Below are 22,400 nucleotides of genomic sequence, written 5' to 3'. Positions count from 1 at the left end.
GGACGAGTGCCGCCTCGCCTAACGCTGCGCTTCTATAGCTCCGTTCGGCTGGCACCACCCACACTGGCGCCAGCAGCGCCTCACGCATGTTGGCCAGCCGAGCATCTCACGCATCGGCCACGGCAGCCTCGACTCGCCGTTGGGTACGAGTCGCGAAACCAGCAAGCCAGGATCAGTCCTTGTTCCTCCTCGACGCGTTGAACTCCCGGACAAGTTTTTCGTGCTCCGCGAGCGTCTTCGTGAACTTACTGGTCTTGCCGTCCAACGAAATGAAGTAGTACCAGCCATCGTCCGTCGGGTTGAGCGCACCCTTGAGCGCCTCTTCGCCGGGGTTGTCGATAGGGCCAGGGGGCAGCCCCTTGACGAAGTACGTGTTGTACGGGTTGTCGTATTGCCTCAACTCGGCGATGCTCAGGTCAATCTCGCTCTGGTTCTTCACGTAGTTGTACGTGGAGTCGAACTCCAAGGAGCCATAAGTTTCTGAGTTTCCCGGCTTGAGGCGGTTGTAAACCACCTCGGCCATCTTGCGGAAGTCGTCGTGGCTCGTGCCTTCGGCCTGCGCGAGACTCGCCACCGTGAGCAACTGCCACGGTCCGTCAAGGCCCAGGTTCTCGGCCTTCTTCTCCAGGCCCATCTGTTCGTACTTCTCTGTGGCGCGGGCGACCATTTCCTTGAGGACGGTCTCGGGTTTCTGCCCCTCGCTGGCCGCGTAGCTGGAGGGATAGAGGAATCCTTCCAGCGGGTCCTTCAAATCCGGATGGTCCAGCGCCCAGTCGGGAAGACCGAGGTCCATATACCTCTTCTTTGCAACGCCTGCCGTGGTGCCCTCCTCCACCCCAAGGCGCTTGTCGATCAACGCGTAGACCGCCGTGTTCCGTGAACCCTCTGCGATGATCAGGTTGTCACGGCTATCCGGACTAAGCATCAATTCGACAGCACTCTCAGCCGACATCTGCTTCTCCAGCGTGTAGACGCCGTCCTGGATCGATTTGCCGTTGGGATCCGAGCTCTGCGCGGAAACGAACGCGTCGACGCTCAGGATGACGCCAGCCGCCTTCAGCTTCTGCCCAATGACATAGCCGCCCGCACCCTTGGGGATGACGACGGTGACCTGCTCGCCGTTACCATCACCCGCGTAGTCGGGCGCCGGGCCGTAACGATCCTGATAGAACTGATAGCCGAAATATCCGACTCCGGAGACGCCGCCGCCGAAGATCAGCACGACCACCAGACAGGCCATTCCGCTGCGCCGCTTCTTGGGCTTTCCGCCCCGGCCCTTGCGGTCACCGCGGCCGCGGCCGCCTCCCGACCCGTCGTCGGAGTCGTCTTCGCCCTCGTCGCCGCCACCGGCGAAGAAGGCATGTTCGCCCTGGTCAGGACCAGGATCCCAGTCGGTCCGAGGCGGCTCCGGTTCGCCCTGCCGCCGGCTCGGCGGCGCCGGCGGCAGGTAGGCGTCGGGGGTGCCGTAGTAGTCGGGCTGCTCACCGCCGTACCCCGCGAGCTGCTGCCCGTACGGGTCTGCCGGGTCGGGGTACTGGACTTGCCCGTGCGGACCGTTGGCCCAGCCGTTGTTGTCGTACGACTGCTGTTCTTGGCCCGCGTGCTGCTGCTGTTCGTACTGCTGCGGGTACTGCTGCGCCTGACCGTATGCGGCCTGCTGGCCGTTGCCCCACTCGCCGTAGTGCTGCGGCTGCTCCGGATAGTGCTGCGGCTGGCCGCCGTAGGCAGCCTGCTGACCCGCTTGGGCCTGCTGCCCTTCCCATCCCCCGTCCCCATACCACGGGTCCTCGGGATGCCACGGTTCGGAGCCTGGGCCCCGGCCATACTCAGTCATCAGAGCGGTCGACACGCATGCTTGCACCATCGGCGAAGCAGTGCGCGCCTTCCTCCTCTCGGGTGATATAGCCGTAGCCGTCGGCCCGCTGAACCAATTGGATATAACGGTGGTGGATGCCCTGAGCGACACCTCGCTCGGAACGGACGTTGAAACGCCCTGTGGTCCGCACGGCGACTCGCCCAGTCCAGGTGCCTGCATATTTTCCAGAAGGGATGACCGCCCGGACGAGATCACCTGTGGCATAGCCGGAGCACTGTTTGGTGCGGGGCAGAATCAGGCGTGGAAACCCATACCGATCTGAGCGGGTACGAGCGTACGTCCCACGGCCCGTCGCAGTCGCGATCAGTACCGTCCTTGGGTGTCGAATGATCCTCGTGCCGTCCTTAACCTCACCTACAGCCAAGGCATCAAGAGTGTGGGTTTTCGCCAAACCATGGCCAACTCGGTTGTATTGCGTGCGCCCGCCGGACCAAGCACGGACGGACAGCCCCATTGAACGCAATTGATCAACAATTTGCCATCTTGTTGCATTCATGACAGCCGCATCTTTCAACGGAACCTTCGTCTGCGCAAAGATCCGCTTCAGTGCAGCAGGGCGCTGACTCAAGAACTCTTCCACAGACCGCGCACCCTTTTCCGCATTACAAGGCGCACACGCAAGTGTCAGATTGGAGATGCGGTCAGATCCACCACGAGCCCTGGGCTGAATATGTTCCACTTGCAGGGGAACATCACTTGTTCCGCAGTACGCGCATGCCCTACCCCATTTTTCCAGGAGATATTGGCGGACTTCGTATCCGACGAGGGTTCCCTGCTGATATTCACTAGCCTCAAGCCGATTTTTTCCTCGACTCATGGCATGCGTATCGAACGAGACTCGCTCCACGTGAAGTTCTGAGACAGGGAAGTATCGGATCAGCCGGCGGACGGTAGAACAGGTAGTGTCAACTCGATGTTGCAGTGATGGAGCCAACCACCCCACTGGTCGCCTGCGATTATCGAACCGAGGCGCACGGTAGCGAAGGTTTCTCGATCTCCTTGAACGCCTGTACGCGGCTCGCTGCAGCACTGCTTTATGGATTTGTGCCCCCCGATGTCGCAGTTCGACCGCCACCAGCCCTCGCCGTGTGGTGGAGACTGCACCACTATCACCATTAGCCACGTCAACATCAACAGTGACCGCGATGCCCGTGCCCTTGGACCCCGGATCAATACGCACGGCAACGCCAGGCACGACCGAGTTCTCCGCCTCTCGGTCCTTGAGCCTGATAACAAAGGGAGTGTGCCGCGCTACAACCGCTCGCCCCTTAGCAAGGAGTTCACGGGCACGTGCGGGATGGCAGGGCATCAGTGGGACACCTCGCCGGTCCAACACGCCCACAAAGGCCGCACCTGAACCAACATTCTGAATGGCACTGCCGTTACCGGCAGCGTTTCCTCCCTCAGCTGTCGCTGGCACGACAGCCTCAGGGTGACGTGCGAGAGCCTGGAGGTCAGACTCGCGCATCTCCCCTCGCCCATGTTCCAGGCCAGTTGCTCCATCCGTACGCATGGAGCGTCCGTAGCCCGTTTCGTCCCTGCTCCCAGGGGTGTCTGCTGCCACGGATTCCAGAGCAGGCCGCTGAGGAAGCACGGCCTGGTGGGTCTTCTCACTCACCTGAAACGTAGTCACCGATCACACCTCCTCCACGCGGTAACTCGGGCTGGTCACTCATGGGCTTCTCCGCCTATGCCGGACAAGCCCCAACCCGAGGGGCTGGGGAGCGAGTGACCGATCCCCTAGAGCCGCGAGGCCAGTAGCCTCTGAGCACTCAAGCCCACAAGCTACCTGGCCTCCCTGCTGTGCAGCACCTGTTCGAACACTGCTGCATCGCGCGGAACGTTACCGTATCGCGATCAGATAACCACTTCGACGCTCTCTCCGGGTGCTTTACCTGACACCCGTTCGGATTCGAGCGCCTGCTGCAAAATGATCACAGCGGCCGCCTGGTCGATCACCGACCGGCCCTTCTTCGACTTCACCCCCGAGGCACGCAGTCCCTGACTGGCCGTCACGGTTGTCATCCGCTCATCCACGAGCCTGACCGGTACGGGCGCGATCATGCGTGCCAGTTCCTGGGCGAAACCCCTGACTTTGACGGCGGCCGGACCCTCCCCGCCCTTGAGCGAGCGGGGCAGACCGACGACGACCTCGATCGGCTCGTACTCCTCGACGAGTTGCCTGAGGCGGCGGTGAGCTGCGGGAACGTCCCGGCCCGGGACCGTCTCCACCGGTGTGGCGAGGATCCCGTCGGGGTCGCACGAGGCGACGCCGATACGGGCGTCGCCGACGTCGATCGCGAGGCGACGGCCCCGGCGGATGCCCGGGCCGTCACCACCTGCGGGTGTGCTGTCGCTCACTTGGCCGTTTCCGTCACGAGCCGCTCGACGGCGTCGACGGCCTCGCCGACGGCGTCCGGGTTCTGGCCGCCGCCCTGGGCGACGTCCGGCTTGCCGCCACCGCCGCCGCCGAGGGTCTTGGCGGCGGTACGGACCAGGTCACCGGCCTTGAGGCCACGCTCGCGGGCGGCCTCGTTGGTGGCGATGACCGTGAGCGGCTTGCCGTTGTTGACCGTGAACAGGGCGACCACGGCGGCGCGTCCGCCCTGGATGCGGCCGCGCACGTCGAGGACCAGCTTGCGCAGGTCGTCGGCCGTGGTGCCGTCCGGGACCTGACCGGTGACGACGGCGATACCGCGGATGTCCTTGGCGGACTCGACGAGACCGGCCGCGGCCTGCAGCACCTTCTCGGCGCGGAACTTCTCGATCTCCTTCTCGGCGTCCTTCAACTTGCCGAGCATGGCGGAGACCTTCTCCGGGAGCTCCTCCGGTCGGCCCTTGATCAGCTCCTGGAGCTGAGCGACGACCGTGTGCTCACGGGCCAGGAAGTTGTAGGCGTCCACGCCGACAAGAGCCTCGATACGGCGCACACCGGAGCCGATCGACGACTCGCCGAGCAGCTTCACCAGGCCGAGCTGGGCGGTGTTGTGGACGTGCGTGCCGCCGCACAGCTCCTTGGAGAAGTCGCCGATGGTCACGACGCGGACCCGCTCGCCGTACTTCTCGCCGAACTCGGCGATGGCGCCCTGCTTCTTGGCCTCGTCGATGCCCATGACCTCGGCGCGCACGTCGAGATCGCGGGCGAGCACCTCGTTGATCTTCTGCTCGACGTCGGTCATCACGGCCGTCGGAACGGCGGACGGCGAGCCGAAGTCGAAGCGGAAGCGGCCGGGCTGGTTCTCGGAGCCGGCCTGCGCGGCCGTCGGGCCGAGGGCGTCGCGCAGCGCCTGGTGGGTGAGGTGCGTGGCCGAGTGGGCGCGGGCGATGGCCCGGCGGCGGAGCGAGTCGATGGAGGCGTGGGCCTTGGCGCCGACCGTCACCTCGCCGACCTGGACGACGCCCTTGTGGACGTAGACGCCCGGGACCGGCTTCTGGCAGTCGCGGACCTCGATGACCGCACCGGTGTCGACCTTGATGCGGCCGGTGTCGCCGATCTGGCCACCGCCCTCGGCGTAGAACGGCGTGCGGTCGAGGACGATCTCGACCTCGTCGCCCTCGGTGGCGGCCGGGGAGGATGCGCCGTCGACGAGGATGCCGACGATCGTGGACTCGCCCTCGGTGTCGCTGTAGCCGATGAAGTCGGTCTCGCCGACCTTGTCGGCGATCTCCCGGTAGGCGCCGGCGCCCGCGTGCCCGGTCTTCTTGGCCTGGGCGTCGGCCTTGGCGCGCTCCCGCTGCTCCTTCATCAGGCGCCGGAAGCCGTCCTCGTCCACGGAGAGGCCCTGTTCGGCGGCCATCTCCAGGGTGAGGTCGATCGGGAAGCCCCAGGTGTCGTGGAGCAGGAAGGCCTTGTCGCCGGCGAGCACGGTGGAGCCCGCGGCCTTGGTGTCGGAGACGGCCGTGTCGAGGATGTTGGTGCCGGCCTTCAGCGTCTTGAGGAAGGCGTTCTCCTCGGCGAGGGCGACCTTCTCGATGCGCTCGCGGTCGGTGACGAGCTCGGGGTACTGCTGGCCCATCATGCCGATGACGACGTCGATCAGGTCCTTGACGACCGGACCGGTGGCGCCGAGCAGGCGCATGTTGCGGATGGCGCGGCGCATGATGCGGCGCAGGACGTAACCGCGGCCCTCGTTGCCGGGGGTGACGCCGTCGCCGATGAGCATCACGGACGTGCGCATGTGGTCGGTGACCACGCGCAGGGAGACGTCCGAGGCGTGGGCGTCACCGTAGGCGACACCGGTCAGCTCGGTGGCCTTCTTGATGACGGCCATGGAGGTGTCGATCTCGTACATGTTCTGCACGCCCTGCAGAATCATGGCGAGGCGCTCCAGGCCGAGGCCCGTGTCGATGTTCTTGCTGGGGAGCTCGCCGAGGATCTCGAAGTTGTCCTTGCCGACGCCCTCGCCGCGCTCGTACTGCATGAAGACGAGGTTCCAGATCTCCACGTACCGCTCGTCGTTGACGGCGGGGCCGCCCTCGACGCCGAACTCGGGGCCGCGGTCGTAGTTGATCTCGGAGCAGGGGCCGCAGGGGCCGGGGACGCCCATGGACCAGTAGTTGTCCTTCATGCCGAGGCGCTGGATGCGCTCCTTCGGCACTCCGACGACGTCGTGCCAGATGCGCTCGGCCTCGTCGTCGTCCTTGTAGACGGTGATCCAGAGCTTCTCCGGCTCCAGGCCGTAACCACCCTTGTCCTGGGGGCTGGTGAGCAGCTCCCAGGCGAGCTTGATGGCGCCTTCCTTGAAGTAGTCGCCGAAGGAGAAGTTGCCGCACATCTGGAAGAACGTGCCGTGCCGGGTGGTCTTGCCGACCTCTTCGATGTCCGGCGTGCGCACGCACTTCTGGACGCTGGTGGCGCGGTCGAAGGGCGGCTTGACCTCACCCAGGAAGTAGGGCTTGAACGGCACCATGCCGGCCGGGACGAGGAGCAGAGTCGGGTCGTCCGCGATGAGCGACGCCGAAGGGACGACGGTGTGCCCGCGCTCCTCGAAGAAGCTCAGCCAGCGGCGGCGAATCTCGGCCGACTCCATCAGTGGTCCTCGTTTCGGTTGTACGAGTACGTCGTCCTGTCGACGTACTTCGGGTTGTTGCGGTTCTCGATGGCGGCGAACCGCCGGGGTGCGGGGAGTTCGTGGTCGACGGGGGCGTTCAGCCCGAGCGCGTCGCCCAGTTCCTCCTCGCGCTGGGCCATGTTGTCGCGGACGTCGAGCGCGAAGCCCACCGCGCGGTCCTTGAGCCGGTGACCTGCCTCGATCGCCTTGTTCGTCGCGGTCGCGGCGAGGCTCTCGGGGGTCAGCTGCTTCAGCTTCCGGTTGACCTTGGTGGTGGCCCACACACCGGCGGCGACGCCCGTGGTGAACCAGAACGTACGGCGGAACATGCTGGGTCTCAGTCCCTCTTTCCGCGGAGGTTTCGCTTGCCCCGTCGCGCGGCCGGAACCGTGCGGCCCACGATCACGGTACGCCGGGCCTCTTTGGCGGGCACGTCGTCCTTGCGGCCGCCGAGGGCCCGGCGCACGCCGTAGCCGAAGGCCGCGACCTTGACGAGGGGGCCGCCGAAGGTGGAGGCGACGGTGGTCGACAGGGCGGAGGCGTTCGAGGTGACCTCCTGGACGTCGGAGGCGATGGCGTCGACCCGGTCGATCTGGGTCTGCGCGGAGCGCACCGCGGTGGAGGCCTCTGCCAGGAGCGGGACGGCCTGGTCGGTCACGTCCGCGACGAGCTTGGTGGTCGCCTTGAGCGTCTGGGCCAGCCTCGCCAGCGCGACGGCGAGGAAGGAGACCAGAATCGCCCAGAAGACGGCCACCAGGATCCCGGCAACCTCTCCACCGGACACCTGGCACCTACTTCCTGCTCATTCGAGAAATCACTAGTGCACGCTGAGCCTATCGCGCCGACCCCGGCGCTTCGCACCGCATGGGGAGCACGCGAAAGCCCGCCGCCCCGCCCACCCGGAAGGGCGGGGAGACGACGGGCTCAGGCGCAGGAGTCCTACGACCGTCGAAGGATCAACGGGCGTAGTACTCGACGACGAGCTGCTCGTCGCAGATCACCGGGATCTCCTTGCGGTTCGGCTCACGGTCCAGGCGGAACGCCAGGGCCTTGAGGTTCACCTGGAGGTAGCGCGGGGTCTCACCCTCGGGGGCGAAGCCACCCTCACGGGCGATGGAGAAGAGGGTCTTCTCGCGGCTGCGCTCACGGACCATCACGACGTCGTCGGGCTTGACGCGGAAGGACGGCTTGTCGACCTTCTGGCCGTTGACCTCGATGTGGCCGTGCACGACCATCTGACGGGCCTGGTAGATGGTGCGGGCGATGCCCGAACGCAGGACCAGGGCGTCGAGACGACGCTCGAGCTCGATGATCAGGGCCTCACCGGTCTTGCCCTGAACCTTGGAGGCACGCTCGTAGGCGCGGACGAGCTGGCGCTCGGACACGTCGTACTGCGCACGCAGACGCTGCTTCTCCAGCAGACGGACCTTGTAGTCCGAGTTCTGCTTGCGGCCACGGCCGTGCTCACCCGGCGGGTAGGGACGGGCCTCGAAGTACTTGACGGCCTTCGGGGTCAGCGCGATGCCGAGGGCACGCGACTTCTTGACCTTGGGGCGGGACTGGTTCGCCACAATCTCTCATTTCTCAGTGTTCGGCTCGTCAGGGTTGAGGGAGGTCGCATCCGCAGCCGGGGAAACCCTCCGGGTCCGTTGCCGGGCCTGGTGGGCAGCCGCTCCCTGGTCTGGGCACATACGTGCAGCACGCGAGTGACCCACCGACCGGTCTCCCCCTGGGGCGAGTGGTGGTGGGTTGCCCGCGACACCATTCGAACGGTGCGCGACGCTCCTGGAACCCACTGGGGGTTCCGGCTGACCGTCCCGTTCTGACTGCACGGGACACAGCACTTCGGGGAAGTTTACAGGGTGCTCAGGACCGCTTGCGACCGAGGTGTTTCCTCGTCCACTCCACGGCGTCCGCGTAGCGCGCCTCGGCGCCGTGCCGGGTCGGGGTGTAGTACTCGCGGTCCTTGAGGGCGTCCGGCGCGTACTGCTGCTCGGCGATGCCCTCGGACAGGTCGTGCGGGTACACGTAGCCCTGCGCGTGCCCGAGCTTGGCGGCGCCCTTGTAGTGCCCGTCGCGCAGGTGCGGCGGCACAGGGCCGGCCAGTCCCTTGCGTACGTCCTCCAGGGCGGCGCCGATCGCGGTCGTCGCGGCGTTGGACTTCGGTGCGAGCGCGAGGGCGATGGTGGCGTGGCTGAGGGTGAGGGCGGCCTCGGGGAAGCCGATCATGGCGACGGCCTGGGCGGCGGCGACCGCTATGGGCAGGGCGTTCGGGTCGGCGAGGCCGATGTCCTCGCTGGCGGAGATCATCAGGCGGCGGGCGATGAAGCGGGGGTCCTCGCCGGCCTCGATCATGCGGGCCAGGTAGTGCAGGGCGGCGTCGACGTCGGAGCCGCGGATGGACTTGATGAGGGCGCTGGCGACGTCGTAGTGCTGGTCGCCGTCGCGGTCGTACTTCACGGCCGCGCGGTCGACTGTCTGTTCCAGGGTCCGCAGGCTGATGTCGCTCTCGCCCTGGTCGAGGGCGGCACCGGCCGCGGCCTCCAGGGCCGTCAGGGCGCGGCGGGCGTCACCGCCGGCGATCCGCAGCAGGTGCTCCTCGGTGTCCTCGGGGAGGCCGACGGCGTCCTTCAGACCTCGCTCGTCGCTCAGCGCCCGCTTCAGCAGGCCTCTGATGTCGTCGTCGGTGAGGGGTTCGAGGGTGAGTAGGAGGGAGCGGGACAGCAGGGGGGAGATGACCGAGAAGTACGGGTTCTCGGTGGTCGCCGCGATCAGGGTGACCCAGCGGTTCTCGACGGCCGGGAGGAGGGAGTCCTGCTGGGCCTTGCTGAAGCGGTGGATCTCGTCGAGGAAGAGGACGGTCTCCTTGCCGAAGCCTCCGGTGGCGCGGCGGGCGCCGTCGATGACCGCGCGGACCTCCTTCACCCCGGCGGTGATGGCGGAGAGCTCGACGAAGCGCTTGTTGGTGGCCTTGGAGACGACGTACGCCAAGGTGGTCTTGCCGGTGCCGGGCGGCCCCCAGAGGATCACCGAGGACGGTCCGGCGGGGCCGCCCCCGGACTCCCCGACGAGCCTGCGCAGGGGCGAGCCCGGCTTCAGCAGGTGCTGCTGGCCCACCACCTCGTCCAGGGTGCGCGGGCGCATGCGCACCGCCAGGGGGCTCCCCGCGGGGTCCTTCTCCTGGCGTTCTTCTGCTGCGGCGGTGAACAGGTCGGGCTCCACGCTGAAACCCTAAATCACGGCACTGACAACGGGTGCGGAGCGGGTCAGGCGGCCCAGAGCTGGCTGCCCCAGCGGGTCAGGATCAGCATGACGATCACGCCGCAGTGGGTCACCGGGAGCACCCAGGTGAACTCGGCGAGGAAGTTCTTCAGCGGGCGCGGGGCGGGCAGGAAGCCGTTGCGGATGTTGAAGGAGGTCACGTACCAGAACATGGTGAGCGTGGCCGCCCAGGCCAGCGAGCACCACAGGCACAGCGCGCCGATGTTGTAGAGCGACTGGTACATCAGCCAGGTGCAGAAGGCGACGCCGAAGAGGGTGCCGAAGTTGAAGGTCAGCCAGTACCAGCGCGGGAAGCGGGCGCCGGCGAGCAGGCTCATGCCGACGCAGATGACGATGCCGTAGCAGACGAGGCCGAGCATGGGGTTGGGGAACCCGAAGACGGACGCCTGCTTGCTCTGCATGACGCTGCCGCAGGACACGATCGGGTTGAGGCTGCAGCCGGGTGTGAAGGTCGTCCCCGCGATCTTGGCCTCGAGGATCTTGAACTTGTCGATCGTGATGACCCACGCGGCGAGCAGTCCGGCAGCGCCGGTGATCACCAGCAGCAGCGCGAACGCACGGCTGCCGCCCAGCAGTCGCGGCGGCGCTTCGGCAGGCTCCCGCTCGGGCTCGGTGGAGACGTCTTTGACTGTCGTCTTGCTCATCACGCCGATTCCGTCACTTGAGAGTTGGACCTCCGGGCACGGCACATTGTGCCGTACGCAGCCGCGTGTCCGCCGTTCGTGGCGCATAAGCAAAAGCCCGCGAGGGGGTAAAGGCAACCGGTTCAGGACACCGCCGGAACTGCGAAGAGCGGGGACCGGCCGGCCCCCGCTCTTCCGAATGCAGCGCTGTGGAAATCAGCCCAGTCGGGCTTCCAGTTCCGCCACGATCTCGTTGACGCCGACGGCCGCCTGCTCACCGGATTCCATGTCCTTGAGCTGGACGACGCCCTCGGCGAGGTCGCGTTCGCCGGCCACGATCGTGTAGCGGGCACCACTGCGGTTGGCGTTCTTCATGGCGCCCTTGAGGCCCTTGGCGCCGTAGGAGAAGTCCGCCGCGATACCGACCTTGCGCAACTCGGTGACCTTGGCGAACAGCACGCGGCGGGCCTCCTCGCCGAGCGGCACCGCGAACACGCTGGTCGTGGAGGGGAGTTCGAGCTCGACGCCCTCCGCCTCCAGGGCGAGGACCGTGCGGTCGACGCCGAGGGCCCAGCCGACGGACGGCAGCGCGGGGCCGCCGATCATCTCGGACAGTCCGTCGTAGCGGCCGCCGCCGCCCACCGCGGACTGGGAGCCCAGGCCGTCGTGGACGAACTCGAAGGTCGTACGCGTGTAGTAGTCCAGGCCGCGCACCAGCTTCGGGTCGTCCTCGAAGGAGACACCGGCCGCCGTGATCAGCTCGCGGACCTCCTCGTGGTACGTCTTGCAGGCGTCGCAGAGGTAGTCGCGCAGCAGCGGGGCGTCGCCCAGCTGCTTCTGCACCGACTCGCGCTTGTCGTCGAGGACGCGCAACGGGTTGATCTCCGCGCGGCGCAGGGTGTCCTCGTCGAGGTCCAGGCCGCGCAGGAAGTCCTGGAGCGCGGCTCGGTAGACCGGGCGGCACTCCTTGTCGCCCAGGCTGTTCAGCAGGATCCGGAAGTCGCTCAGGCCCAGCGAGCGGTACGCCTGGTCGGCCAGGATGATCAGCTCGGCGTCGAGCGCCGGGTCCTCGGCGCCGATCGCCTCGGCGCCGACCTGCGAGAAGTGCCTGTAGCGGCCCTTCTGGGGGCGCTCGTAGCGGTAGTACGAGCCGGAGTACCAGAGCTTGACCGGGAGGTTGCCGGCCTTGTGCAGGTTGGCCTCCAGGGCCGCGCGCAGGACCGAGGCCGTGCCCTCGGGGCGCAGGGCGAGCTTGTCGCCGCCCTTGGTCTCGAAGGCGTACATCTCCTTGGTCACGATGTCGGTGGACTCGCCGACACCGCGCGCGAACAGATCGACGCTCTCGAAGCCGGGCGTCTCGATGTAGCCGTAGCCGGAGTTGCGCAGGGGCGCGGAGATCGCCTCGCGGACGGCCAGGAACTTGGCGGAGTCCGGCGGGATCAGGTCGTACGTGCCCTTGGGGGCCTTGAAGGTGCTCACGGGAAGTCTCTCGTCACATTCCTCGTCGGGGAGCGGCATCGGTGTTCGCTCCCGGGCCGGCGGCCACCTGCCGCAGATAGGGGTTGGTGGCGCGCTCCTGGCCGATGGTCGTCTGGGGGCCGTGGCCGGACAGCACCACGGTCGAGTCGTCGAGCGGCAGGCACACGCGGGCCAGCGAGTCGAGCATCTCGGCCATGTCGCCGCCGGGCATGTCGGTGCGTCCGATGGAGCCGGCGAACAGCAGGTCGCCCGAGAAGAAGATCGGCGGGATGTCCGCCGCCTCGGGCAGGCCGAAGGTCACCGACCCCTTGGTATGGCCCGGCGCGTGCGCGACCGTCAGCTCCAGACCCGCCAGCTCCAGCTTCGAGCCGTCGGTCAGCTCCTTGACGTCGTCCGGCTCCCCGATGGTCAGCTCGCCCATCAGCTGCATGCCGATGGAGCGGCCGAGCGCCTTCTCGGGGTCGCTCATCATGTACCGGTCCTCGGGGTGGATCCAGGCCGGTACGTCATGGGCGCCGCACACCGGGACGACCGAGGCCACATGGTCGATGTGGCCGTGGGTGAGGACGACGGCGACGGGCTTGAGCCGATGCTTCTTCAGTGCTTCCTCGACGCCGGGGGCCGCTTCGTGGCCCGGGTCGATGATCACGCACTCCTCGCCGGCGGCGGGGGCGACGAGATAACAGTTCGTCCCCCAGGCCCCGGCGGGGAACCCGGCAATGAGCACGATCGTCCTTCGTTTGTGTCGACACGAGTGGTTTGTCGGCGGGCTCCGCCTGTGGTCAGAGCCTACCGGCGCTGCCGATTCCTCAGCGAACCCATATACGGTACGGGGCACACGCAGGCAGTCGGCTCACAGGACGCACGCGTACCGGTCGACACACACGACGCATGAGGAGAGAACCCGGTGGTCAGCCAGGAACAGCGGCGGCGTCAGCTCGCCCGGGAGAAGTTCTTGCGGCAGCAGCAGCGGCGCACGTCCGCCCGGCGCAAGGCGCGCATGCGCAACTCGGTGATCGCGTCGGTGCTCGGCGTCGTGGTCATCGGCAGCCTCGCGCTGTACACGACCGGAGTCCTGAAGAAGGACGACGACAGCAAGGAGAACGCGGGCGCGGAGGTCACGCCCAGCGCGGCGCCCAGCAAGGCCCCGGACCCGTGCGAGAAGGCCGCCGAGGGCAAGGCTCCGACGACGACCTGGAAGAAGGAGCCGGCGCTGACGATCGACAAGTCGGCGAAGTACACGATGAAGCTCGCGACGACGTGCGGTGACATAGACATCGATCTGAAGGCGTCGGCCGCCCCGCACACCGTCAACTCGTTCGACTTCCTCGCCGAGAAGGGCTACTTCAACCACTCCAAGTGCCACCGGCTCACCACCAGCAACATCTACGTGCTGCAGTGCGGTGACCCGACGGGCACCGGCACGGGCGGTCCCGGGTACACGATTCCGGACGAGAACCTGAAGGACAAAAGCCTCAAGGACAACATCTATCCCGCGGGCACCGTGGCGATGGCGAACACCGGACAGAAGCACTCCGGCGGCAGCCAGTTCTTCCTCGTGTACCAGGACAGTCAGCTGCCGCCCAGCTACACACCGTTCGGTACCGTTTCCGAATCCGGCATGAAGGTACTCAAGAAGATTGCCGACGCCGGAGAGAGCACCGGCGCGGGCGACGGGGCGCCGAACGCGACGGTGGTCATCAACAAGGCGACGGTCACCAAATCCTGACCGCCAACTGCGAAATTTCGGTCGCGCGGGATGCGGACAGGCAACCCGCCGGTCGCCTATGTTGGCCGTGACGAAACTGTGGACGATGCCCGGGGGGACACAAGCCCCTCGCAGGCATCATGTGGAGGAGGCGCTGTGAGCAGCGACCCGTGGGGCCGCGTCGACGAGACGGGGACCGTGTACGTGCGTACGGCCGACGGCGAGCAGGTCGTCGGTTCTTGGCAGGCAGGCACTCCTGAGGAGGCGCTGGCCTATTTCGAGCGCAAGTACGAGGGCCTGGTTGTCGAGATCGGCCTCCTCGAGAAGCGAGTGAAGACCACCGACCTGTCCGCGAAGGACGCGCAGACCGCGATCGACCACATTCGCGAGCAGGTCGACGCCCACCACGCGGTCGGCGATCTGGACGCCCTGAAGACCCGGTTGGACAAGCTCGTCGAGACGGTCGAGAAGCGGCGCGAGGAGCGCAAGCAGCAGCGGGCGAAGCAGTCGGACGAGGCGCGCCACGCCAAGGAGGCGCTGGTCACCGAGGCCGAGGAGCTGGCGCAGTCCGACCAGTGGCGGGCCGCCGGTGAGCGGTTGCGGGCCCTGGTGGACACGTGGAAGGGCCTGCCGAGGCTCGACCGCAAGTCGGACGACGAGCTGTGGCACCGCTTCTCGCACGCCCGGTCGGCCTTCTCCAAGCGCCGCAAGGCGCACTTCGCGCAGCTCGACGCGCAGCGCGAGGAGGCCCGCAAGACCAAGGAGCGGCTGGTCTCCGAGGCCGAGGCGCTGTCCGGGTCGACGGACTGGGGTCCGACGGCGGCCCGCTACCGCGAGCTGATGTCGGAGTGGAAGGCCGCCGGGCGCGCCCAGCGCGAGCACGAGGACGACCTGTGGAACCGCTTCCGCGGCGCCCAGGACGTCTTCTTCGCGGCCCGCAGCTCGGTCTTCGCCGAGCGCGACGCCGAGCAGGCCGAGAACCTGAAACTGAAGGAGGAGCTGGCCGAGGAGGCCGAGAAGCTCCTGCCGATCAGCGACCTGAAGGGCGCGCGTGCCGCCTTCCGCTCGATCAACGAGCGCTGGGAGGCCATCGGCCATGTGCCGCGCGACGCCCGGCCCAAGGTCGAGGGCCGGATGCACGCCGTCGAGCGGGCCATCCAGGAGGCCGAGGACTCCGAGTGGCGCCGGACCAACCCGGAGGCACGCGCGCGTGCCGAAGGGATGACCGGCCAGTTCCAGGCCGCCGTGGACAAGCTGAAGGGCCAGATCGAGCAGGCCCGCGCCCAGGGCAACAACGCGCGGGCGGCCAAGCTGGAGGCCGAGCTGGAGAGGAGCCAGGAGCTGCTGGACCAGGCTCTCAAGGGTCTCCAGGAGTTCGGCGGCTGACCAACCGGCAGGTTCCCGCTGAGAACCGGCGGGTTCCCCGCTGCAACGACGAGAAGGGCCCCGTACACGCGGTACGGGGCCCTTCTCGTCGTGTGTCCTACGAGCGGCTGCGCGCCGACGTCACGCGGTAGACGTCGTACACGCCCTCCACTCCCCTGACCGCCTTCAGGACGTGCCCGAGGTGCTTCGGGTCGCCCATCTCGAAGGTGAAGCGGGAGGTGGCGACGCGGTCGCGGGAGGTCTGGACGGCCGCGGAGAGGATGTTGACGTGCTGGTCGGACAGGACGCGGGTGACGTCGGAGAGGAGCCTGGAGCGGTCCAGTGCCTCGACCTGGATGGCGACCAGGAAGACCGAGGACTGGGTCGGGGCCCACTCGACCTCGAGGATGCGCTCGGGCTCGCGGGACAGTGACTCGACGTTCACACAGTCGCTGCGGTGAACCGATACTCCGCTACCGCGGGTGACGAAGCCGATGATCGGGTCGCCGGGGACGGGCGTACAACAGCGGGCCAGCTTGACCCATACGTCCTCGACGCCCTTGACGATGACGCCCGGGTCGGCGCTGGAGCGCCGCTTGCGACTGCGACCGCGGGCCGGCGGGACCGACTCGTCGATCTCCTCCGTGGCGGCCTCCTCGCCGCCGAGGGCCTGGACGAGCTTCTGCACGATGTTCTGCGCGGAGACATGTCCCTCGCCGATCGCCGCGTACAGCGCGGAGATGTCGGCGTAGCGCATCTCGTGCGCGAGGGTGACCAGGGAGTCGCCGGTGAGGATGCGCTGGATCGGCAGGTTCTGCTTGCGCATCGCGCGGACGATGGCGTCCTTGCCCTGCTCGATGGCCTCGTCGCGACGCTCCTTGGAGAACCACGCCCGGATCTTGTTGCGGGCGCGCGGCGACTTCACGAAGCCGAGCCAGTCGCGGGAGGGGCCCGCGCCGGGTGCCTTGGAGGTGAAGACCTCGACCAGGTCGCCGTTGTCCAGGGTGGATTCGAGCGGTACGAGGCGGCCGTTGACCCGCGCTCCTATGGTGCGGTGGCCGACCTCGGTGTGGACGGCGTACGCGAAGTCGACGGGTGTCGCGCCGGCCGGGAGCGCTATGACGTCGCCCTTCGGGGTGAAGACGAAGACCTCGTTACGGGACAGGTCGAAGCGAAGGGACTCCAGGAACTCGCCCGGGTCCTCGGTCTCCTTCTGCCAGTCCAGCAGCTGGCGCAGCCACGCCATGTCGTTGAGATGGTCGTCCTTGCCCTTGCCGGCCTTGGGCACGTCGCTGCGCACCTTGGAGGCGCCGGCGACGGCCTCCTGCTTGTACTTCCAGTGCGCGGCGATGCCGTACTCGGCGCGGCGGTGCATGTCGAAGGTGCGGATCTGCAGCTCGACGGGCTTGCCGTTGGGGCCGATGACCGTCGTGTGCAGCGACTGGTACATGTTGAACTTGGGCATCGCGATGTAGTCCTTGAACCGGCCGGGGACCGGGTTCCATCGCGCGTGCACGGTGCCGAGGGCGGCGTAGCAGTCGCGGACGGTGTCGACAAGGACTCGGATGCCGACGAGGTCGTAGATCTCGGCGAAGTCCCGACCTCGCACGATCATCTTCTGGTAGACGCTGTAGTAGTGCTTCGGGCGGCCGGTGACGGTCGCCTTGATGCGGGCGGCGCGCAGGTCCTGCTGGACCTCGTCGGTCACTATGGCCAGATACTCGTCACGCTTCGGTGCCCGCTCGGCCACCAGCCGTACGATCTCGTCGTACATCTTGGGGTAGAGGATCGCGAAGGCGAGGTCCTCCAGCTCCCATTTGATGGTGTTCATGCCGAGGCGATGGGCGAGCGGCGCGTAGATCTCCAGCGTCTCGCGCGCCTTCTTCTCCTGCTTCTCGCGCTTGAGGTAGCGCATGGTGCGCATGTTGTGCAGGCGGTCGGCGAGCTTGATGACCAGGACGCGCGGGTCCTTGGCCATGGCGACGACCATCTTGCGCACGGTCTCGGCCTGCGCGGCCTCGCCGAACTTGACCTTGTCCAGCTTGGTGACGCCGTCGACGAGCAGGGCGACGGAGTCGCCGAAGTCGCGGCGGAGCTGGTCGAGGCCGTACTCGGTGTCCTCGACGGTGTCGTGCAGCAGGCCCGCCATGAGGGTGGCCGGATCCATGCCCAGCTCGGCGAGGATGGTGGTCACCGCGAGGGGGTGCGTGATGTACGGGTCGCCGCTCTTGCGCTTCTGGCCGCGGTGCCAGCGCTCGGCGACCTGGTAGGCCTTCTCGATCGTACGGAGCGTGGCCGTCTCGATCTTCGGGTCGTTGCTGCGGACTATCCGCAGCAGCGGCTCCAGGACCGGGTTGTACGGGTTGGAGCGCTGGACGCCGAGACGGGCGAGGCGGGCGCGGACGCGGTTGGAGGAGCCGGAACGGGCGGGCTGGCCGGTGTTCGGTCGGGCCGCGGGCGTGTTGACGGGCCGCTCGGGCGGGGCAGGCTTGGGCCGGGCCTGCTCGGCCGGCTTGTCGACGGGCGCGGACTGGGCATGCTCGACCGACCCGCGCGAGTCGTTCTTCGCGTGCGGCGCGTTCGGTGCGGGCTTCGCCGCGGGCGCCGAGGCGGACTCGGGCTTGGCGGCGGTCAGGTGCTGGGCCTCGTCTGGCAAGAGGGCTCCTCGTGCGCGATCCGGGTCCCCCGGTCAGGCTCCGGAGACCCCATGGTAGCGATCCTGCGGCCGAGGATCGCCTTCAGGCCGATGTGAGGGCCGTCTACCGAAGAAACGCGCGGGGCTGCCGCCGACATTCCGGAGGGGATGTGACAGGCGGGGGAACGTTGCCGACTGCTGCGGCGTCGTGGCTGGTCGCGCCCACGCGGCGGAGCCGCAAATCGATACAGCCCCGCGCCCCTCTGGGGCGCGAAACGGCCGCCCCAGCTGCACCGGGACGGCCGTTCTCGTGTCGTGCTCAGATCACCAGCAGCGCTTCCAGAGGGGCTCCCGCCAGGGAGGGTTCCAGGCGGGCTCGGCCGCTCAGGAAGCCGAGTTCCATGAGGACGGCGAGGCCTGCGACGTCGGCGCCCGCGCGGCGGATCAGCTGGATCGAGGCCTCCGCGGTGCCGCCGGTCGCGAGGACGTCGTCGATGACCAGGACGCGGTCGCCCGCGGCCAGGTCCTCGGCGTGGACCTCGATCTCCGCGGAGCCGTACTCCAGGTCGTACGCCTGGCTGAGGGTCGCCCCGGGGAGCTTGCCCGCCTTGCGTACGGGGATGAAGCCCAGGCCCGCGCGGACGGCGACCGGGGCGCCGAGGATGAAGCCGCGGGCCTCCAGGCCGACGACCTTGGTGGCGCCGGTGTTCGCGGCGATCTCGGCCAGTGCGTCGGTGAGCGCGGTGAACGCCGCCGGGTCGGCCAGGAGCGGGGTGATGTCCTTGAACATCACGCCCGGCTCCGGGTAGTCCGCCACATCGCGGATGCGGCTGAGCAGGAGCTCCTTGATGTCGGTCATCGGCGCTTCCCGGACGGGCGGCCGCGGCCCCGGTTGCGGGACGCCGGCTGGTTGCGGGGGCCGACGACCGCGGGGGCGGCGTCCTCCGGCTCGTCGTCGAAGGGCGCCTCGGTGGTCGGGGCGTCCGGCGCCTCGCCCTGGGCGGAGGCCTGCGCGCGCTTGGCGAGCACGCGCTTCTTCAGGGCCTTCATCTGCGGCTCGCGCTCCTTGAGGTCGGCGACGAGCGGCGTGGCGATGAAGATCGAGGAGTACGCACCGGCGGCGAGACCGACGAACAGCGACAGCGAGATGTCGTTGAGCATGCCGGCGCCGAGGAAGCCGCCACCGATGAACAGCAGACCCGCCACCGGCAGCAGCGCGACCACCGTGGTGTTGATGGAGCGGACCAGGGTGCTGTTGATCGAACGGTTGGCGATGTCGCTGTAGGTCCAGCGGGTCTGCTTGGTGATGTCCTTCGTCTGCTCCTTGAGGCTGTCGAAGACGACGACCGTGTCGTAGAGCGAGTAACCGAGGATCGTGAGCAGACCGATCACCGTGCCCGGCGTGACCTCGAAGCCGACGAGGGCGTAGATGCCGACGGTGATGGTGATGTCGTGGATCAGGGCGACGAACGCCGCCAGTGCCATGCGCCACTCGAACGCGATGGCCAGATAGATCACCACGAGGACCAGGAAGATCCCGAGGCCCTGCCAGGCCTTGTTGGCGATCTGCTCACCCCAGCTGGGGCCGACGAGCTCGCCGGTGACGTCCTTCTCGGCGACGCCCAGGTCCTTGGCCAGCTGCGCCGAGACCTGGTCGGCCTGCTTGGTGTCGATACCGGCGACCTGGATGCGCAGGGTCGCCTTGTCGCCGCTGCCGAGCTTCTGGACGATCGCGTCGTGGCCGGAGGCCTTCTCCGCGTACTCCTGCGCCTGGGAGACCGAGACGCTGGTCTTCGGGGTGTTGAAGACCGCGCCGCCCTGGAACTCGATGCCCATGTTCAGGCCGCGCACCGCCAGGCCGACGATGGCCGTGATGGTGATCAGGATCGACAGGCCGTACCAGATCTTGCGGTTGCCGACGAAGTCGTAGCCGACCTCGCCACGGTGCAGTCGGGCGCCGAGGTTGCCGAGCTTCGACATCTCACGCCTCCTTCGTCTCGACGGGGGCGGAGGGACGGCGGGTGCGGCGCAGCGGCGGCCGGGCACCGAGTCGCTTGGGATCGAGGCCGGACCAGCTGTGTCCGCTGCCGAAGAACTTGCTGCGGGCCATGAGCGTCAGCAGCGGCTTGGTGAACAGGAACACGACGACCACGTCAAGCAGGGTGGTCAGGCCGAGCGTGAACGCGAAGCCCTGGACCTTGCCGACGGTGACGATGAAGAGCACCGCGGCGGCGAGGAACGACACGAAGTCCGAGACCAGGATGGTGCGCCGGGCGCGCGGCCAGGCCCGCTCGACGGCGGGGCGCAGCGAGCGGCCCTCGCGGATCTCGTCGCGGACGCGTTCGAAGTAGACGATGAACGAGTCCGCTGTGATGCCGATGGCGACGATGGCACCGCAGACGGCCGGCAGGTTCAGTGCGAAGCCGATGGTCGGGCCGAGCAGCGACATGATCGTGTAGGTCAGCGCGGCGGAGACCAGCAGCGACAGGATGGCGATGATCGACAGGCCGCGGTAGTAGACCAGCAGGTAGATCACGACCAGGGCGAGACCGATGGCACCGGCGATCAGACCGGCCTTCAGCTGCTCACCGCCGAGCGCCGCGGTCACCGTGGTGACGCTGTCCTCCTGGAAGGTCAGCGGCAGGGCGCCGTAGGACAGCATGTTGGCGAGGCTCTCGGCCGACTGCTGGGTGAAGTTGCCGGAGATCTCGGCGTTGCCGCCCGTCAGGGCCTCGCTGACGGAGGGGTCGGAGACGACCTCGCCGTCCAGGACGATGGCGAACTGGTTCTGCGGCGGCTGGTTCTTGGCGAGCTTGCCGGTGATGTCGGCGAACTTCTTGCCGCCCTCGCCGGTGAACTTCATGGTCACGGTCCAGCCGGCCGCGTTCTGCGCGTTCCACACGGCCTGGGCCTCGTCGACGTCCGTGCCGTCGACCTCGGCGGGGCCGAGGATGTACTTCTGCCACTGGCCCTGCGAGTTCTGGCCGCAGGCGACGGTCGGGTCGGTCGGCTTGGCGCCGTCACCGGCCTTGGCGCGGACCGCCTCCTTCGTGCAGTCCAGCTTGGCGTACTGCGCTTCGAGGGCGCCGGTCGCCTGGTCGCCGGAGGCGCTGCCGCTCGGGGACGGGGAGGCGCTGGAGGAGGCGCTCTTCGACGGCGTGGGGTCGGCCTTCAGAGCGTCGGTGACCGCGCGGCCCTGCGTGGTGGAGCTCGGCGACGGGCTGGTGGAGCCGGAGGGGGACGCGGAGGAGGTCGCCTTGTCGGTGGAGTCGCCCGACGCGCTGCTGGAGGCGCTCGGCGTGGGCGTGGCCGTGGCGTCGCCACCGGAGATCTCGGTGGTGAGGACCGGGCGGAAGTAGAGCTTCGCGGTGGTGCCGACCTGGTCCCGGGCTTCCTTGGAGTTGGTGCCCTTGGGGATGTTGACGATGATGTTCTGGTCGCCCTGGGTCTGTACCTCGGACTCCGAGACACCCAGACCATTGACACGGCGTTCCATGATCTCGACCGCGGTGTCCATGTTGGTCTTGTTGATCGCGGATTCCTGGCCGGGCTCGGCCACCGCGCGCAGCGTGATGCTCGTACCGCCGGCCAGGTCGATGCCGAGTCGCGGCTTGGTGTGCCCCGAGGCGAACATCCCTCCGGTGAGCGCCGCGATGGCGATCAGGATGAGGGCCAGCGAGCGCCCTGGCTTGCTCTGGGCGCCCGCGCTGCGGCCCTTCTTAGGTGCTGCCACCTTCTCGTACTCCCTCTCGGGCCGCCTCGCTCCGGGTCAACGGGCGGGCGGCCATGACATGGTGTCGGGATCCCGTGCGAGCTCAGCATGCCCGGGGGCGCGCAGGCGTGGCCCGCCCGCGCGCCCCGGAACATGGCTACTTCGCGTCGGAGTCGCCGTCGGTCTTCTTCGGCTCGTCGTCCGTCTTCGCCTCGGCGGACACGGCGTCGGCGGACTCCTCGGCCTTGTCCTCGTCCTTCTTACCGAGGTCGACGGACTTCTCGTCGGAGTCGGCGGCAGCGGCGGGCTCGTCGGTCTCGGTGAGAGAGGAGGCGTCGTCCGGGACGACGTCGGACTTCAGGTCGTGCTCGATGCCGTGCACGATGCGGTTGTACTCGTCGTCGGAGAGGACGGCACCGATCGCGTTCTTGGCGAAGAGGAGCTCCACGCCCGGGCCGGCGTCAAGGAGGACGGTGTCGTCACTGACCTCCTTGACCGTGGCGTACATGCCTCCGATGGTGCGGACACCGGATCCGGGCTGCATGTTGTTCCGCATGTCGGCGGCCTGCTGCTGCTTCTTCTTGGCCGACCGGGTCATCAGGAACATGGCCCCGATGAGCACGATGAACGGGAGGAGGGTCACGAGACTCACGGGTCGGAACTTCCTTC

General features: G+C 67.9%; 18 protein-coding genes. 2 read left to right on the top strand and 16 right to left on the bottom strand.

Annotated features, from left to right (window positions below; translation table 11 throughout):
• Nucleotides 1–172: 172 nt before the first annotated feature.
• The 11 genes from mltG to L0P92_RS14230 form a co-directional block, all read right to left on the bottom strand.
• Nucleotides 173–1,834 (bottom strand): endolytic transglycosylase MltG, encoded by a 1,662-nt coding sequence (mltG, locus tag L0P92_RS14280; protein WP_234763024.1) that lies wholly within the window; start codon nt 1,832–1,834, stop codon nt 173–175.
• On the bottom strand, nt 1,827–3,344 hold the full coding sequence (iscB, locus tag L0P92_RS14275; RefSeq protein WP_273634034.1) for an RNA-guided endonuclease IscB: 1,518 nt from the start codon (nt 3,342–3,344) through the stop codon (nt 1,827–1,829). Before iscB ends, mltG begins: the two co-directional genes overlap by 8 nt.
• 389 nt (nt 3,345–3,733) lie before the next feature.
• The gene (gene ruvX / locus L0P92_RS14270; protein ID WP_234763018.1) at nt 3,734–4,237 is read right to left on the bottom strand and encodes a Holliday junction resolvase RuvX; all 504 of its coding nucleotides are present in this window, start codon (nt 4,235–4,237) and stop codon (nt 3,734–3,736) included.
• Complete coding sequence (gene alaS, locus L0P92_RS14265) at nt 4,234–6,906, bottom strand: alanine--tRNA ligase (RefSeq protein WP_234763017.1); 2,673 nt, start codon at nt 6,904–6,906, stop codon at nt 4,234–4,236. The genes ruvX and alaS overlap by 4 nt, the downstream gene beginning before the upstream one ends.
• The gene (locus L0P92_RS14260) at nt 6,906–7,256 is read right to left on the bottom strand and encodes a hypothetical protein (RefSeq protein WP_234763016.1); all 351 of its coding nucleotides are present in this window, start codon (nt 7,254–7,256) and stop codon (nt 6,906–6,908) included. The genes alaS and L0P92_RS14260 overlap by 1 nt, the downstream gene beginning before the upstream one ends.
• A gap of 8 nt (nt 7,257–7,264) precedes the next feature.
• Complete coding sequence (locus L0P92_RS14255) at nt 7,265–7,711, bottom strand: DUF948 domain-containing protein (RefSeq protein WP_234763015.1); 447 nt, start codon at nt 7,709–7,711, stop codon at nt 7,265–7,267.
• Nucleotides 7,712–7,883: 172 nt separating this feature from the next.
• A complete protein-coding gene (gene rpsD, locus L0P92_RS14250) occupies nt 7,884–8,498 on the bottom strand; it encodes a 30S ribosomal protein S4 (protein ID WP_062674288.1) in 615 nt (204 codons plus the stop codon).
• A 295-nt stretch (nt 8,499–8,793) separates the two neighbouring features.
• Nucleotides 8,794–10,149 (bottom strand): replication-associated recombination protein A, encoded by a 1,356-nt coding sequence (locus L0P92_RS14245; protein ID WP_234763014.1) that lies wholly within the window; start codon nt 10,147–10,149, stop codon nt 8,794–8,796.
• A 44-nt stretch (nt 10,150–10,193) separates the two neighbouring features.
• The gene (locus L0P92_RS14240; protein WP_234763013.1) at nt 10,194–10,853 is read right to left on the bottom strand and encodes a vitamin K epoxide reductase family protein; all 660 of its coding nucleotides are present in this window, start codon (nt 10,851–10,853) and stop codon (nt 10,194–10,196) included.
• A 195-nt stretch (nt 10,854–11,048) separates the two neighbouring features.
• Complete coding sequence (hisS, locus tag L0P92_RS14235) at nt 11,049–12,311, bottom strand: histidine--tRNA ligase (RefSeq protein ID WP_234763012.1); 1,263 nt, start codon at nt 12,309–12,311, stop codon at nt 11,049–11,051.
• 13 nt (nt 12,312–12,324) lie between these two features.
• Nucleotides 12,325–13,038, bottom strand: a complete 714-nt coding sequence (locus L0P92_RS14230; RefSeq protein ID WP_234763011.1) for an MBL fold metallo-hydrolase — start codon at nt 13,036–13,038, stop codon at nt 12,325–12,327.
• 180 nt (nt 13,039–13,218) lie between these two features.
• Between L0P92_RS14230 and L0P92_RS14225 the strand changes: the two genes are divergently transcribed.
• Nucleotides 13,219–14,040: a peptidylprolyl isomerase gene (locus L0P92_RS14225; protein WP_234763010.1), complete on the top strand. Its 822-nt coding sequence runs from the start codon at nt 13,219–13,221 to the stop codon at nt 14,038–14,040.
• Nucleotides 14,041–14,175: 135 nt separating this feature from the next.
• Nucleotides 14,176–15,405: a DUF349 domain-containing protein gene (locus L0P92_RS14220; RefSeq protein ID WP_234763009.1), complete on the top strand. Its 1,230-nt coding sequence runs from the start codon at nt 14,176–14,178 to the stop codon at nt 15,403–15,405.
• Nucleotides 15,406–15,502: 97 nt separating this feature from the next.
• Here the strand turns inward: L0P92_RS14220 and relA are convergent, their stop codons facing one another.
• The 5 genes from relA to yajC form a co-directional block, all read right to left on the bottom strand.
• Nucleotides 15,503–18,040, bottom strand: coding sequence for a GTP pyrophosphokinase (relA, locus tag L0P92_RS14215; protein WP_234763008.1), 2,538 nt, complete (start codon nt 18,038–18,040; stop codon nt 15,503–15,505).
• A 298-nt stretch (nt 18,041–18,338) separates the two neighbouring features.
• A complete protein-coding gene (locus L0P92_RS14210; protein WP_234763007.1) occupies nt 18,339–18,878 on the bottom strand; it encodes an adenine phosphoribosyltransferase in 540 nt (179 codons plus the stop codon).
• The gene (gene secF / locus L0P92_RS14205; RefSeq protein WP_234763006.1) at nt 18,875–19,999 is read right to left on the bottom strand and encodes a protein translocase subunit SecF; all 1,125 of its coding nucleotides are present in this window, start codon (nt 19,997–19,999) and stop codon (nt 18,875–18,877) included. Before secF ends, L0P92_RS14210 begins: the two co-directional genes overlap by 4 nt.
• A gap of 1 nt (nt 20,000) precedes the next feature.
• Nucleotides 20,001–21,752, bottom strand: coding sequence for a protein translocase subunit SecD (gene secD / locus L0P92_RS14200; RefSeq protein WP_234763005.1), 1,752 nt, complete (start codon nt 21,750–21,752; stop codon nt 20,001–20,003).
• A gap of 136 nt (nt 21,753–21,888) precedes the next feature.
• Nucleotides 21,889–22,383 (bottom strand): preprotein translocase subunit YajC, encoded by a 495-nt coding sequence (gene yajC / locus L0P92_RS14195; RefSeq protein WP_234763004.1) that lies wholly within the window; start codon nt 22,381–22,383, stop codon nt 21,889–21,891.
• Nucleotides 22,384–22,400: the final 17 nt, after the last annotated feature.

It is taken from the genome of Streptomyces muensis (genome assembly GCF_021474425.1).
GTDB classification, from domain to species: Bacteria; Actinomycetota; Actinomycetes; order Streptomycetales; family Streptomycetaceae; genus Streptomyces; species Streptomyces muensis.
This window is presented reverse-complemented; position numbering and strand designations above follow the sequence as displayed.